The following is a 13,172-nucleotide window of genomic DNA, read 5'->3' as shown; positions in this document are numbered from 1 at the left end:
GGATCAGCACTCGCGCCTGACGCCCACATGCGCCGTGCCGCGAAGGACCGAGGAGCGCTGACAGGGACCGTTTCCGGTCGCCGTGTCGGGGCGTGCGAAGTCGACCCGGTGACCCGGATCGCCAGAAGAAGTGTACGGGACCCGCGAGGTACCGGGTGACGCCGCTGTCCACAACCCGGGAGTTATCCACAGGTCCCGGCCATGATCGGCCGCTGCGCGGGACCGTTCTCCCATGTCACATGCGCAAGCGAAACGATCTGCGGTCACATGGGCGGGCCTCCTGCTCGCCCTGACCCTTGCGGCCCTGACGCCCGTCGCATGGGCCGACACCCCGGCCTACGCTCCCGCGGCACCTCCGGCCGCCGACCACACGGTTCCGGCCATCGCCCGCACCTGGCCGGTGGGGGTACGCCCCTCGGTGGTACGAGGCTGGGAACCACCGGCGACGACCTACGGCCGGGGCCACCGGGGCGTCGACCTCACGGCCACCCCCGGCGCACCCGTGCGAGCGGTGGCGCCGGGCCGGGTGTCCTTCGCGGGCCGGGTGGCCGGAAAGGGCGCCGTCTCGGTGGAACTGACAGATACGGGCACCCCACCCCTGCGAACGACCTACGAACCGGTGAGCCCTTCGGTGAAGAAGGGCGACGAGGTGGAGGCGGGCGAGGTGGTGGGGGTGGTGGAGGCGGGCGGCTCGCACTGCACGACGAGATGCATGCACTGGGGCTTGCTCAGGGGCGAGACATACCTGGACCCCCTGTCACTACTCCCACCGTGGCTACTGCACAGGGGCCCATCGAGACTGCTGCCAGTACTGGACGTACCTCTGCCCTAGCTGCGGGCAGTCGTGCCGCCTGGGGCGGCACGGGTGGGCGCTGGGGGTCCCCCCTCTGGGGGAGGCACCCCGCAAGCGCCGGGCTGCGCAACCCACCTCACGGCGCCCAGCCCCACTCAGCCGCACACACCCCGCAACGCCATAGCCACAGCCGCATCCGTAATCGCCGAAGGCACCTCCGCAGCGCCCAGCTCAATCCGCCGCACAGCCGCATCCACCACACCCTGCAGCAACATCGCAGCCAGCCGAGGCTCCGCGTGCCCCATCTCCCCCAACGCCTCGACGATCATCGCGACCAGCCCTCCATGCGCGGCCCGGATCTTCTCCCGAGCCCCCGCATCCAGCTCACTCGCGGAGATCGCGACCACGGCCCGATGCCGCCGGTCCCCGACCAGCGCCAGCTGCTGCCGCACATACGCCTCGACCTTGCCCTCGGGCGTACCGGCCCGCTCCATGGCCGCCGACACCTCCGCGGCCCACACCGGGAAGTCGACCTCGCACAGCTCCTCGACCACGGCGGCCCGCGACCGGAAGTACTCGTACACGGACGACCGCGCAAGCCCCGTCCGCTCGGCGAGGGCCGGAAAGGTCAGCGCCTCCGTCCCACCCTCGGACAGCAAAGACCGAGCCGCGTCCAGCAGGGCGGCTCGCTGCATCGACCGGTGCTCGGCCACAGAGGCCGCTCGAATCCTTGGCACGTCAAACACTGTACGGACGCACCGCCCGCGAGGGGAGTCACTCCCGCCCGCTCCCCCGCTCAGCGGCCGAAACTCGCCAGCTTCGCCCGCAGCTGGAGCACGGACTTGGTGTGGATCTGGCTGACCCGGCTCTCGGTCACCCCCAGCACGTTCCCGATCTCGGCGAGCGTGAGGCCCTCGTAGTAGTACAGCGTGACCACGGTCTTCTCCCGCTCGGGCAACGTGTTGATCGCCCGCGCCAGGAACCGCCTCAGCTCCCGGTCCTCGGCCACCTCCACGGGGTTGTCCGCGGCGGTGTCCTCCAGCGTGTCCATGAGGCTCAACCGGTCGCCCCCTTCACCCCCCACATGCAGCAGCTCCTCCAGCGCCACCACGTTCGCCAGCGACAACTGACTGAAGACCGAGTGCAGTTCATCCACAGCAATCCCCATCTCGGCGGCTACCTCCCCCTCCGACGGCGTCCGCCTGAGCCGCGCCTCCAGCGTCGCGTACGCCCGCTCCACGTTGCGCGCCTTCTGCCGCACCGACCGCGGAATCCAGTCCAGTGCCCGCAGCTCGTCGATCATCGCGCCCCGGATCCGGGTGATCGCGTAGGTCTCGAACTTGATCTCCCGGTCGATGTCGAACTTCTCGATCGCGTCGATCAGCCCGAACACCCCGGAGGAGACGAAGTCCGCCTGCTCGACATTGGGTGGCAGCCCCACGCTCACCCGGCCGGCGACGTACTTCACGAGCGGCGAGTAGTGCAGGATCAGCTGCTCGCGCAGCCGCTCGTCCCCCGTCGCCTTGTACGACCGCCACAACTCGTCGAGCGTCGAGGGAGCGGGCGGCCGCACGCTGCCGCCGTCACGGGCGGCTGGGGGGATCGCCGCCCGGTCGGACCCGGAAGTGTGCTGGGGCATTCGTTGCCTTGTGCCGTTCTGCCGTGAAGTGGGGGTGCCTGGGTGAGCTGTCGGTCTGATGCGGAGTTGCCGGTCTGCGCCCGGATCTCGTGAGCGTAGCGTGACTGAAGTGTCGCAGTGCGCGAACGGCGGGGCTGAAGCCGTGCGCAGATACGTTCCGCTGGACGCACCGCCGGGTCACGATGATTGCTCTGCGTGATCACCGGCGGGCGCCAACTGCGGGAAATCCCAAGGGCGTCGGGGTTCCCCCGGACGGCCGAACACGCTCGGTCAGCAGCCGCGCCGACCGTCACGGACGGAGATCATCGCCTGGCGTGTCAACTTCCAGCCGTCGCCGTGTCGTTCGACGTAACCAAGTGCTCGGAGTTCGTACAGTCTCGCGATCGCGTCATCCTCCGTCGTCTGAGCACCGCGCGCGATCTCGTCCGCCGCCGCGGCACGGCGGGCGGGCAGGGCGGCCAGCGCCCGGCGGGCACCCGGTTCCAGCAGGTCCCGCGGCAGCACGGGGCCTCGCCGGTCCGGGGCCAGCTCGCCCATGTCGCCGACCAGCTCCACCACGTCCGCGGCGTCGGTGACCAGCACGGCGTCTGCACGCAGAAGTTCGTGCACCCCCGCCGAGAGACCGCTGGTGGCCGGCCCGGGTACGCCCATCGTGAACCGCCCCAACCGCTGCGCGGCCCGTGCCGTGACCAGCGATCCGCTCCGATAGGCGGCCTCCACGACCACGGTGCCCCGGGTGAGCGCGGCGATCACCCTGTTCCGCAGCACGAATCTGCTCGGCGTCGGATGATCACCGGGCGGCAACTCACCGATCACCAACCCCTGTTCGGCGATCCTGGTGATCAACTCGGTGTGTCCCCGCGGATAGGGCCGGTCGACTCCGCAGGCGAGTACGGCGACGGTGGCACCGCCGGCGCCGAGGGCCCCGCGGTGTGCGGCGCCGTCCACTCCGTAGGCCCCGCCGGACACGACCACCCATCCGCGCTCGGCCAGCCCGGCGGCGAGCGTGACGGCCATGTGCGCGCCGTACTCCGTGCAGGCCCGCGCGCCCACCACGGCGACCGACCTCAGCGCCCATATCCGCAGGCTGGGCCGCCCACGCACCCACAGCCCCAGCGGCCGGGCATCTCCCAGATCATCCAACTGCCCAGGCCACTCGGCATCCCCCGGCGACACGAACCGCACCCCGGCGTCCCGAGCGACGCCAAGATCCCACCGAGGCTCGGCCGCCTGAGCCCTGGCCCGCAGCCCGGCCCACCGCTTGTCCGTCACCCCGGCAAGCTGCGCCCCGCCCTCCCGCAACACCCGGGCCACCTCCACGGCCCCCAACTCCCGCACCCACCGCCCACCGACCTCGTCGCCCGGCTCGATGACGCGGGTGAGGAAGACACGGGCGAGGAGTTCGTCGTCCGGGTCGTCGTCACTGTTCACGTCATGGCCCCGATGGCCATGGGCACGCCGCGGGGCACCCCGGTGCGCAGCTGCAGGGCCAGGGCGACGTCCGTCGCATCGGGCCGGTCGTGACCGAGGAGGTCGGCGACGGTCCAGGCGACGCGCAGCACACGGTCGAGTCCGCGAGCCGTGAGCACGCCCCGCTCGAGGTTCCGTTCCGCTTCGTCCATGGCGCCGCGAGCGGCGTACCACCGGCTGCGCAGCTCACGCCCGGGGACTTCACTGTTGGTGCGCCATGGGGTGCCGGCCAGGCGGGCCGCCGCCCGTTCCCTGGCGCCGCGCACCCGGTCGGCGACCGTCGCGGTGGATTCACCCCGGGCGCCGCGCTCGGTCAGCTGCGCCCTCGTGACGCGGTCCACCTCGACCCGGAGGTCGACCCGGTCCAGCAGCGGGCCGGACAGCCTGGCCTGGTAGCGGCGGATCGACGACGGTGGGCAGTCGCAGAAGTCGTCCTTCACGGAGAAGCGCCCGCACGGGCAGGGGTTGGCCGCGAGCACCATCTGGAACTTCGCCGGAAAGCGCACGACGCCGGCGCTGCGCGCGATCACGACGTGCCCCGCTTCCAGCGGCTGCCGCAGGGCGTCCAGGGCCTGACTGCTGAACTCCGGCGTCTCGTCCAGGAAGAGCACGCCCCGGTGGGAGAGCGACACCGCACCGGGCCGGGCGATGGAGGCGCCGCCGCCGACGAGCGCCTGCATCGTCGCCGAGTGGTGCGGGGCGCAGTACGGGGCGACGTCGATCAGGGGTTTGCCCGGCGGCAGCAGACCCGCCACCGAGTGCACCGCCGTGACCTCCAGCGACTCCTGTCGGCTGAGCCGGGGCAGGATGGCGGGCAGCCGCTCCGCGAGCATGGTCTTCCCCGCGCCGGGCGGCCCTTCGAGGAACAGGTGGTGGCCGCCCGCCGCGGCGACCTCCACTGCCGTACGCGCCGAGATCTGGCCGACGACATCGGCGAGGTCATGGCCGTGGTCGGGCTGCGCGGTGCCCATGCTGTGCATGCCCGTGGCCGCACCTGTGCCGGGTACGCGCAGGCCGGCCAGGAGTGGGTCGGGGCGGCCTTGTTCGTCCGGTTCCTCCTCCGGCACGGGCTCGTCGGCGAGAACGGCGATCAGCTGGCGCAGGCTGCGCACACCCAGTACCGACACGCCGGGCACCAAGGTGGCCTCGGCGGCGGCGCACTCGGGCACGACCACCTGCTCATAGCCCGCGTCGGCCGCGGCCAGCACGGCGGGCAGGATGCCCCGCACCGGGCGCACCCGTCCGTCCAGCCCCAGCTCCCCGATCATCACGATGTCGGCGAGCACTCGTGGGTCGATCCGCTCGGCGGCGCCGAGAACGGCACATGCGACGGCCAGATCGAAGCCGCTGCCCGCCTTCGGTACCGACGCCGGGCTGAGCCCCACCGTCAGCTTCTTGGCGGGCCACTCCGCGCCGGAGTTCACCACCGCGGCCCGAACCCGATCCCGACTCTCCGTCAGGCTCTTGTCCGGCAACCCCACCAGCGTGAACGCGGCGACCCCGGGTTCCAGGTCGGCCTGGACCTCGACGACGACGCCCTCGACGCCGACCAGTGCCACCGAGCACGTACGAGCGAACCCCATGTCAGGCCACCCCCCGCGCGTGTTCGACGACGGCGGCGCCGCGGCGGGGCAGGACGACGCCGATGAGGTCGATGCGGACGCCTCCCGGCGGGGCTCCTCCGTGCTCCTGCACCCAGCGTTCCGCCAGGCGGCGCAGGCGATCGGTCTTGGCAGGCGTGATCGCCGCCATCGGATGTTCGAAGGGCCCGGCCCTGCGGGTCTTCACCTCACAGACCACCAGGACGTCGCCGTCCCTCGCCACGATGTCGATCTCACCTGTGCGTCCACAGCGCCAGTTGCGCTCCAGGACCGTCATCCCGACCGCGGCCAGTCGCCGTGCGGCCAGGTCTTCGCCGTACCTGCCGAGTCCACCTCGTGCGTTCATGTCGGCACCACCTCCGGCGCCAACCGTCACGCAATCGAGCAGATCAAATTGATCTTGGTGAATTACTCACCGGTTGTGGAAAACTCCGTCACCCACTCGGCAGTTCCAGATCACTCTTGTTCAGCTCCTCGATGTTCACATCCTTGAATGTGAGCACCCGGACCTGCTTCACGAACCGAGCCGGCCGGTACATGTCCCACACCCAGGCGTCCGCCATGGACACCTCGAAGAACACCTCACCCTGGACCGAGTGCACCTGCATCTCGTAGTCGTTGGTCAGGTAGAAGCGCCGCTCGGTCTCGATCACGTATTTGAACAGACCGACGACATCGCGGTACTCCCGGTAGAGCTTCAGCTCCATCTCGGTCTCGTACTTTTCGAGGTCCTCGGCGCTCATGGCATGTTCCCCTTCAGCCGTGCGATCCCACCATTGTGCGCCAGTCCCGTGAGCCCCTAGACGATTTCTGTGTCAAGGATCTCGGGACTGGCCGGGGGACCTTCGTCGAGCAGTCTGCGCAGCAGCTCGGCGAGTCTGGTCGGATACACCGTCTCATGCGCCCGGGTCAGTTCCTCACAGGTCCACCAACGTGCTCCGGCGACACTGCGCCGCTCCAGCTCGGTGAGGCCCGCGGCCCGCGTGGCCGTCTGTGTCGTACGGGCCAGGTAGTACCACTCGTCCTGGTCCCAGCGTCGGCCCGCGAACGGGAACGAGCACTTCCGCCGCCAGAGCACCGGCCCGAGCTCGACCTCGGTGATCCCGGTCTCCTCCGCGAGTTCCCTGAGAGCGGCCTGCTCACGGGTCTCGTCGCCCTCCAGGCCGCCCCCAGGCGTGAACCACCAGTCGTCGGTCCTGTCGTCCGGCTCATGGCCGTGCAGCAGCAGGATGCGGTCCTCCGGGTCGAGGAGGACGACCCGGGCCACCTTGCGCAGTCCGCCTTCGTACGATTCCTCGCCGGCGTCCGTCGCCTCAGCGGGCACCAGCGGACTCCGCGCTCGTACGGTTGCGGGAGCCGAACCGCTTGGCGATCGGGCCGTACGCCCCACCGCCGAGGACGAGGACACCGCCGACGATCACCAGCGCGACGATCATACGCAGTGGTCCGGGCGAGGACAGGGCGCCGAGCGTCTCGAAACCGCTGGGGCTCTGCAGCATGCCGTCCATGGGCCAGACGACCGCGTCGACCCGGGCGCTGACGGCGCTGCGCGCCACCGTGCCGCTGGCGGCGTCGGTCAGGTGGGCGGTGGAGTCCAGGGAGCCCTGTCGTTCGTCGCCGAGCAGGAACAGCCGCCCCTCGGGGACCGTCACGGTCGGGAAGTCCGTGATCTCGGCCGCGCTGCCCTTGGGCAGATACGGTTCGTCGATCTCCTTGCCGTTGACGGTCAGCTTGCCGTCGGTGCAGCAGGCGACGGTGTCCCCACCGACGGCGACGACCCGCTTGACCACGGGCGCGTTGGTCACCCAGGTCTTGTCCCGGAAGACGACGACGTCACCCCGGCGTACGTCGGCGCCGTCGACCCGCTCCGCGAGCACCCGGTTGCCCATGTCGATGGTCGGCGACATCGAGCTGGTGGGCACGGTGTACGGCCGATAGACGACCGCGCCCCATGCGAATCCGCCGAGGAACAGCACAAGGCCCAGCGCCACGGCCACTCCGGACAACCGCTGTCCGATCCGGCCGCCCGCCGGGCTCCTGTCCACCCCGCCGCTGCGCGGGGCCGTACGTGTCGTGCTCTCGCCACCCATGGGTCCGCACCCTACCCGGGGGTACGGCACCGGGTCAGCCCAAGTTTTGGTTCACAAACCAGCTGGGGCGCTACTCCGCGGCATTCCGGTACTCGGCCGCCTTCCGTCGCCGCCGCACCAGCACCAGCGGCACAGCGCCTACGAGCGCCAGGGCACCCGGCGCGGTGACCGCGGCCGCCGCCTGGGCGCTCAGGCCGGGCTGGTCGAAGGTGTCCGGAACCGGGAGCGTGCCCCAGCGGTTGATCGGCCAGGCCTTGACGATGGCGCGGCCGACGACCTTGTCCACCGGGACCATGCCCTTGTTCGCGTCCGACGTGTTGTAGCGGGAGTCGCGGGAGTTCTGCCGGTGGTCGCCCATGACCCAGATGAAGCCCTCGGGAACCTTCACCTTGAACTGGCCGCCCTGGTCGTCGACGCTGCACGGGGTGTTGCCCGGGTAGACGTACGACGACTCGTTCAGCGCCTTGCCGTTGACCTTCAGCGGGCCCGTGCCCTTGCACTCGATGGTGTCGCCGCCGACGCCGACCACGCGCTTGATGAGGTCCTTCTCCTCCGCGGACGGCATCAGGCCGATCCAGCTGAGGAAGGTCTGCAGCGCGTTCGGGTCGGTCGTGGGCTCGCCCGCCAGCCAGTTGTCCGGGTCGTGGAAGACGACGACCTCGCCGCGCTCGGGCTCGGAGCCGAACCAGGGGGTGAGCTTGTCGACCAGGACGCGGTCACCCTGCTGGAGGGTGTTCTGCATCGAGTCGGAGGGGATCGAGAACGCCTGCACCAGGAACGTCTTGATCAGCAGCGCGAGTACCAACGCGATACCGATCAGGATGGGCAGCTCCTTCCAGAAGGAGCGCGGCTTCTTCGCCTCGGGGGTCGAGTCGCCCGGTCCCCGGGTCCCGATCAGGTTCTGCTGGTCCGCCGTTGTCCCGTCGTCGGCCGCCCCGGAGTCATTCCCGGAGGTCACGGCGCTGTCCGCGGCCGGGACAGCTGCTTCCACGGGGCGCCCGCGGTCCTCGCCGTCTTGTCCGGACCGTGCGCCAACCGCCACATCCCCCACGCCAACTCCTTACTCTGTGCCGCCGCCTGCCCCATGCGCGGCGCAGGCCCACCACTCCCATAACGAGCGGGAGTTCCGCAGGGGTCGGGAGCTGGATCGTTCCGTTCGGATCGTCGGGTGCAACCCTATGCGACAGCTGGGGAGCCGCGGTCGACCCGGACGTCGAGTCGGTCACGGAAGCGTAGGTTTTTGGTTCGTTCAGGGAGTTCCAGTGGTTGAAGGGCCAGGCGATGACCATGGCCCGGCCCACCACCTCGCCCTCGGAGACCGTGCCGCCGTATTCCTGGTCCTGGTGCGAGCGGGAGTCCGCGGAGTTGCTGCGGTGGTCGCCCATCACCCACAGCCGTCCCTGCGGGACGGTGATGTCGAACTCGCTCTGGGACGGGGCGTTGCCGGGATAGAGATAGTCACCCTCCTCCAGCGGAACGCCGTTGACGGTCACCCGTCCTTGCGTGTCACAGCACTTGACGCGGTCGCCGCCGACTCCGACGACCCGCTTGATGAGGTCCTTCTCGTCGTCGGACGGCAGCAGGCCGATGAAGGTGAGCCCTTCCTTGACCTGCTTGACGATGATGGGGTCTTCCTTCTTGGTGGTGGTCTGCTCGTCCTGGAGCCAGCCGCCGGGGTCCTTGAAGACGACGACGTCCCCGCGCTGCGGCTTGGAGCCGAACCACGGGGTGAACTTGTCGACCAGGACGCGGTCGCCGATCTGGATCGTCTGCTCCATGGAGCCGGACGGGATCACGAAGGCCTGGACGAGGAACGTCTTCAGGACGAGGGCTATCAGCACGGCGACGCCGACGAGGAGGGGTATCTCCTTGGCGGCGGAGCGCCTGCGGCGCCGCTTGACCTTGCGCTGGAGCTTGCGCCGCTCGGCCCGGGTACGGCCGCCGGCCGGGGAGGACGCCCGCCGGACGCCAGTGGGCAGCAGATTGTCGGCCGCGTGAGCGGAGACACCGCGAGGCCTGCCACGGTTACCCATGCGCACCCTCCGCGGCGGGCACGCGCGCGTAGGCGTCGGGACGGTGCAGGCGGGTGGCGTGATCCGCGGGCCATACGATCCCGTCGGCCCGGCCCACGACGTCGTCCACGGGGATCATGCCGCCGCCCGGTGAGCCGAGGTGGTCTCGGGAGTCGCTGGACTCGCTGCGGTGGTCGCCGAGGACGAACAGGGTGCCTTCCGGCACGACGACGTCGAAGGGCACCGTGGACGGTCTGTCACCGGGGTACAGGAACGACGACTCGTCGACCGACCGGCCGTTCACCACGATCCTCCCCTCCTTGTCACAGCAGACCACGTGGTCTCCCCCCACACCGACAACGCGCTTGATGTAGTCCGCGTCCCCGAAATACCCGGTTCCGTCGAACACGATCACATCGCCACGCCGCGGCTGAGCACCGAAACGGTACGCCAACTTATTTACGAGAACGCGGTCCCCGATCCTCAATCCGCGCTCCATGGATCCGCTGGGAATCTGGAACGGCCGCACCACGAACGCGTTGAGCAGCAGGAGAAACAGCAGGCAGACAAGCAGGGTCAGGCTGATCCGCCCGCCGGGGAGCCAGTCGCTGATCCGCGAGACCAACGCGAAACGCGACCGTCCCTCCTGCCCCCCTGTGTCCGAGATCTCCTCGGATGCGAGTGGGCGGGAGGAGCGGTCGCGCTCCGTCGGCTGTGCTTCGGTGTCCATCGGGGCCAGATGCTATCCGGCCCCGCTGTGACCTCCGAGAAGCGCTCAGTTCTCGCGCTTCTCCTTGATCTTCGCGGCCTTGCCGCGCAGGTCGCGCAGGTAGTACAGCTTGGCGCGGCGCACGTCACCCTTGGTGACGAGCTCGATCTTCTCGACGATCGGGGTGTGCACCGGGAAGGTGCGCTCGACGCCGACGGAGAAGGAGACCTTGCGGACCGTGAAGGTCTCGCGCACGCCGGCGCCCTGGCGACGGATGACTACGCCCTTGAACTGCTGCACACGGGAGCGGTTGCCCTCGATGACGCGGACGTGGACGTTGACCGTGTCGCCCGGGCGGAAGGCCGGGACGTCGCTGCGCAGCGACGCGGCGTCGACGGAGTCGAGCAGGTGAGACATTTCGTCTGCTTTCTTCGCTGATGCCACAGGTCATCAACGGAAACTAGGTGTTCCTGGAATGAGAGCCGTGCTCGTCGGGGCGGGCGTCGTGTCCCCCTGTGGCAGGGGCGCACGCCGGACGGCGCACAGCAGCGGCCTATTCTTCCATGCCCTCTGGCCTGCGCCAAAATCGGCCGTACGGCTCGCCCTCCGGGTCGGGCATCCAGCCCAGGATGGAGAGCATCTCGCGGTCCTTCTTGTCGAAGGCCTTGGGGTCGCAGCGCTCGATGAGATCGGGCCGATGGGCGGTCGTCCGCTTCAGCGCCTCGTCCCTGCGCCAGCGGGCGATCTTGCCGTGGTGGCCGCTGAGCAGTACCTCCGGGATCTCCCGGCCGCGCCACTGGGGCGGCTTGGTGTAGACGGGCCCCTCCAGGAGGCTGGCCATGGCGCCGGGCGCGAAGGAGTCGTCCCGGTGGGACTCGGCGTTGCCCAGGACGCCGGGCAGCAGGCGGGCGACGGCCTCCGTGATGACGAGTACGGCCGCCTCGCCGCCGGCGAGGACGTAGTCGCCGATGGACACCTCGTAGACGCGCATCCGCGTCGCGTACTCGTCGATGACGCGGCGGTCGATGCCCTCGTAGCGGGCGGGCGTGAAGATCAGCCAGGGGCGCTCGGAGAGCTCGACGGCGAGTTCCTGGGTGAAGGGGCGGCCGCTGGGCGTGGGGACGAGGAGCGCGGGGGCGTGGGAACCGGTCTCGTAGCCGTCGGCGAGGACGGAGTCCAGGGCGTCGCCCCAGGGCTCGGTCTTCATCACCATGCCGGGGCCGCCGCCGTACGGGGTGTCGTCGACCGTGTTGTGGCGGTCGTACGTCCAGGTCCGCAGGTCATGCACGTGCACATTCAGCTGTCCACGCGCGCGTGCCTTGCCGACGAGGGAGACGTTCAGGGGCTCCAGGTACTCGGGGAAGATCGTGACGACGTCGAGTCTCATGCTTCGGGGTCCTTCGACGAGACGACCTCTGCCTGGTCGTCGATCAGCCCCGGCGGCGGGTCGATGACCGCGCGCTGCTCCTCGAGATCGATCTCGGTGACGATCTCCGCCACGAACGGGATCAGTACTTCGCTGCCGTCGGGGCGCTCCACGATGAACAGGTCCTGGGACGGCAGGTGCGAGATCTCCGTGATCCGGCCGACCTCCGTGCCGTCCTTGGTGACGACGTCCAGGTCCATCAGCTGGTGGTCGTAGTACTCGTCCTCTTCCTCAGGGAGTACCTCCGGGTCCACTTCGGCGATCAGGAGGGTGTTGCGCAGGGCCTCCGCGCCGGTCCGGTCGCGTACGCCCTCGAAGCGCAGCAGGAGGCGGCCGCTGTGCACCCGGCCGGTCTCGATGGTGAGGGGGCCCACGGAGGCGGGGTCGGTGGCCAGTACGGCGCCGGGGCCGAGCCTGAGTTCAGGCTCGTCGGTACGTACCTCGACGGTGACCTCGCCCTTGATGCCGTGGGCGCGGCCGATCCGGGCGACTACGAGCTGCACTTTTCGAAGATCTCCTGTCGTACGTACGACTGCGGGCCGGGGACGGCCCAGTGGCCCTCCCCGGCCCGAGCCGGTGCTGCGATTGGCGTCAGCGGACGTGGTCCACGTCGACGAGGTCGACGCGGACACCGCGGCCGCCGATGGCGCCCACGACGGTACGCAGAGCGCGTGCGGTACGGCCGTTGCGGCCGATGACCTTGCCGAGGTCGTCCGGGTGGACCCGGACCTCGAGCACGCGTCCGCGGCGCAGGGTGCGCGAGGCGACCTGCACATCGTCCGGGTTGTCGACGATGCCCTTCACGAGGTGCTCGAGAGCCTCCTCGAGCATGCTCAGGCCTCGGTCGACGCGGACTCGGCGGCGGCCTCGTCCTTCTTCTCAGCCTTCTTCTTCTGGGTGATCGCCTCACCCTTGCCCTCGTCGTCGCCACCGAGAGCCTCGAAGGACGGACGCGCCGCCTTCTCGGCAGGCTGCAGCAGCGGCGGCGGGGCGGGCTCGCCCTTGTACTTCTGCCAGTCGCCGGTCTTCTTCAGGATGGCGAGGACGGGCTCGGTCGGCTGGGCGCCGACGGAGAGCCAGTACGCCACGCGGTCGGCGTTGACCTCGATGCGCGAGGGGTTCTGCACCGGGTGGTACAGACCGATCTCCTCGATCGCACGGCCGTCACGGCGAGTGCGGGAGTCGGCGACGACGATGCGGTAGTGAGGCGAACGGATCTTGCCCAGACGCTTCAGCTTGATCTTGACTGCCACGGGAGTGGGTTCTCCTGGATTGACGTGGTTGGGCACGGCGAGATGGCCGCGTGGGGTTGCGGGTACCCGAGTGCCCGATGGACGCGTCAGCCGGAGGAGAGAGGGGTCCTGTGCGGCTGTCGAGTACAGCTAGTCATTGTGCCACACCCTGCGGGTCGCTTTGGACCGACGGTGCGCGG

Annotated in this window: 17 protein-coding genes; 1 reads left to right on the top strand and 16 read right to left on the bottom strand. The window is 69.9% G+C overall.

Going from position 1 to position 13,172, the window contains the following annotated elements; translation table 11 throughout:
- Positions 1-232: 232 nt before the first annotated feature.
- On the top strand, positions 233-832 hold the full coding sequence (locus ACTWQO_RS08585) for a peptidoglycan DD-metalloendopeptidase family protein (RefSeq protein ID WP_443236594.1): 600 nt from the start codon (positions 233-235) through the stop codon (positions 830-832).
- Between the two features lie 116 nt (positions 833-948).
- Here ACTWQO_RS08585 and ACTWQO_RS08580 read toward each other — a convergent pair whose 3' ends face one another.
- The 16 genes from ACTWQO_RS08580 to rpsP form a co-directional block, all read right to left on the bottom strand.
- Positions 949-1,506: a TetR/AcrR family transcriptional regulator gene (locus ACTWQO_RS08580; protein ID WP_443236662.1), complete on the bottom strand. Its 558-nt coding sequence runs from the start codon at positions 1,504-1,506 to the stop codon at positions 949-951.
- Between the two features lie 83 nt (positions 1,507-1,589).
- On the bottom strand, positions 1,590-2,432 hold the full coding sequence (gene whiG / locus ACTWQO_RS08575) for an RNA polymerase sigma factor WhiG (RefSeq protein WP_301984576.1): 843 nt from the start codon (positions 2,430-2,432) through the stop codon (positions 1,590-1,592).
- 270 nt (positions 2,433-2,702) lie between these two features.
- Positions 2,703-3,863: a DNA-processing protein DprA gene (gene dprA, locus ACTWQO_RS08570; protein WP_443236593.1), complete on the bottom strand. Its 1,161-nt coding sequence runs from the start codon at positions 3,861-3,863 to the stop codon at positions 2,703-2,705.
- Entirely contained in the window at positions 3,860-5,485 is a 1,626-nt protein-coding gene (locus ACTWQO_RS08565; RefSeq protein WP_443236592.1) for a YifB family Mg chelatase-like AAA ATPase, read from the bottom strand. The genes dprA and ACTWQO_RS08565 overlap by 4 nt, the downstream gene beginning before the upstream one ends.
- Position 5,486: 1 nt before the next feature.
- The gene (locus ACTWQO_RS08560; protein ID WP_210577482.1) at positions 5,487-5,879 is read right to left on the bottom strand and encodes a YraN family protein; all 393 of its coding nucleotides are present in this window, start codon (positions 5,877-5,879) and stop codon (positions 5,487-5,489) included.
- 58 nt (positions 5,880-5,937) lie between these two features.
- Complete coding sequence (locus ACTWQO_RS08555; RefSeq protein WP_003993268.1) at positions 5,938-6,246, bottom strand: DUF2469 domain-containing protein; 309 nt, start codon at positions 6,244-6,246, stop codon at positions 5,938-5,940.
- A gap of 56 nt (positions 6,247-6,302) precedes the next feature.
- A complete protein-coding gene (locus tag ACTWQO_RS08550) occupies positions 6,303-6,827 on the bottom strand; it encodes an NUDIX hydrolase (RefSeq protein ID WP_443236591.1) in 525 nt (174 codons plus the stop codon).
- A complete protein-coding gene (lepB, locus tag ACTWQO_RS08545) occupies positions 6,817-7,593 on the bottom strand; it encodes a signal peptidase I (RefSeq protein WP_443236590.1) in 777 nt (258 codons plus the stop codon). Before lepB (ACTWQO_RS08545) ends, ACTWQO_RS08550 begins: the two co-directional genes overlap by 11 nt.
- Positions 7,594-7,663: 70 nt before the next feature.
- The gene (gene lepB, locus ACTWQO_RS08540; RefSeq protein ID WP_443236589.1) at positions 7,664-8,644 is read right to left on the bottom strand and encodes a signal peptidase I; all 981 of its coding nucleotides are present in this window, start codon (positions 8,642-8,644) and stop codon (positions 7,664-7,666) included.
- Positions 8,535-9,626: a signal peptidase I gene (lepB, locus tag ACTWQO_RS08535; protein ID WP_443236588.1), complete on the bottom strand. Its 1,092-nt coding sequence runs from the start codon at positions 9,624-9,626 to the stop codon at positions 8,535-8,537. Before lepB (ACTWQO_RS08535) ends, lepB (ACTWQO_RS08540) begins: the two co-directional genes overlap by 110 nt.
- Positions 9,619-10,335 (bottom strand): signal peptidase I, encoded by a 717-nt coding sequence (gene lepB, locus ACTWQO_RS08530; RefSeq protein ID WP_443236587.1) that lies wholly within the window; start codon positions 10,333-10,335, stop codon positions 9,619-9,621. Before lepB (ACTWQO_RS08530) ends, lepB (ACTWQO_RS08535) begins: the two co-directional genes overlap by 8 nt.
- Positions 10,336-10,380: 45 nt before the next feature.
- Positions 10,381-10,731 (bottom strand): 50S ribosomal protein L19, encoded by a 351-nt coding sequence (gene rplS, locus ACTWQO_RS08525; RefSeq protein ID WP_031485105.1) that lies wholly within the window; start codon positions 10,729-10,731, stop codon positions 10,381-10,383.
- A gap of 136 nt (positions 10,732-10,867) precedes the next feature.
- Positions 10,868-11,701, bottom strand: coding sequence for a tRNA (guanosine(37)-N1)-methyltransferase TrmD (trmD, locus tag ACTWQO_RS08520; protein ID WP_443236586.1), 834 nt, complete (start codon positions 11,699-11,701; stop codon positions 10,868-10,870).
- Positions 11,698-12,243, bottom strand: coding sequence for a ribosome maturation factor RimM (rimM, locus tag ACTWQO_RS08515; protein ID WP_443236585.1), 546 nt, complete (start codon positions 12,241-12,243; stop codon positions 11,698-11,700). The genes trmD and rimM overlap by 4 nt, the downstream gene beginning before the upstream one ends.
- A gap of 88 nt (positions 12,244-12,331) precedes the next feature.
- Entirely contained in the window at positions 12,332-12,571 is a 240-nt protein-coding gene (locus tag ACTWQO_RS08510; RefSeq protein WP_007384965.1) for an RNA-binding protein, read from the bottom strand.
- A 2-nt stretch (positions 12,572-12,573) separates the two neighbouring features.
- Complete coding sequence (gene rpsP / locus ACTWQO_RS08505) at positions 12,574-12,993, bottom strand: 30S ribosomal protein S16 (RefSeq protein WP_443236584.1); 420 nt, start codon at positions 12,991-12,993, stop codon at positions 12,574-12,576.
- Positions 12,994-13,172: the final 179 nt, after the last annotated feature.

The sequence above is a fragment of the Streptomyces sp. 4N124 genome (assembly GCF_052245395.1).
Classification (GTDB): domain Bacteria; phylum Actinomycetota; class Actinomycetes; order Streptomycetales; family Streptomycetaceae; genus Streptomyces.
The sequence above is the reverse complement of the archived record's forward strand: the minus strand, read 5'-3'. Positions and strand labels throughout refer to the sequence as shown.

What these genes read in the sequence shown, in the direction of transcription:
- ACTWQO_RS08585 (WP_443236594.1), top strand. Translation starts at nt 233, where the DNA reads ATGTCACATGCGCAAGCGAAACGATCTGCGGTCACATGGGCGGGCCTC.
- whiG (WP_301984576.1), bottom strand. Translation starts at nt 2,432, where the DNA reads ATGCCCCAGCACACTTCCGGGTCCGACCGGGCGGCGATCCCCCCAGCC.
- ACTWQO_RS08565 (WP_443236592.1), bottom strand. Translation starts at nt 5,485, where the DNA reads ATGGGGTTCGCTCGTACGTGCTCGGTGGCACTGGTCGGCGTCGAGGGC.
- ACTWQO_RS08555 (WP_003993268.1), bottom strand. Translation starts at nt 6,246, where the DNA reads ATGAGCGCCGAGGACCTCGAAAAGTACGAGACCGAGATGGAGCTGAAG.
- lepB (WP_443236590.1), bottom strand. Translation starts at nt 7,593, where the DNA reads ATGGGTGGCGAGAGCACGACACGTACGGCCCCGCGCAGCGGCGGGGTG.
- lepB (WP_443236588.1), bottom strand. Translation starts at nt 9,626, where the DNA reads ATGGGTAACCGTGGCAGGCCTCGCGGTGTCTCCGCTCACGCGGCCGAC.
- lepB (WP_443236587.1), bottom strand. Translation starts at nt 10,335, where the DNA reads ATGGACACCGAAGCACAGCCGACGGAGCGCGACCGCTCCTCCCGCCCA.
- rplS (WP_031485105.1), bottom strand. Translation starts at nt 10,731, where the DNA reads ATGTCTCACCTGCTCGACTCCGTCGACGCCGCGTCGCTGCGCAGCGAC.
- trmD (WP_443236586.1), bottom strand. Translation starts at nt 11,701, where the DNA reads ATGAGACTCGACGTCGTCACGATCTTCCCCGAGTACCTGGAGCCCCTG.
- ACTWQO_RS08510 (WP_007384965.1), bottom strand. Translation starts at nt 12,571, where the DNA reads ATGCTCGAGGAGGCTCTCGAGCACCTCGTGAAGGGCATCGTCGACAAC.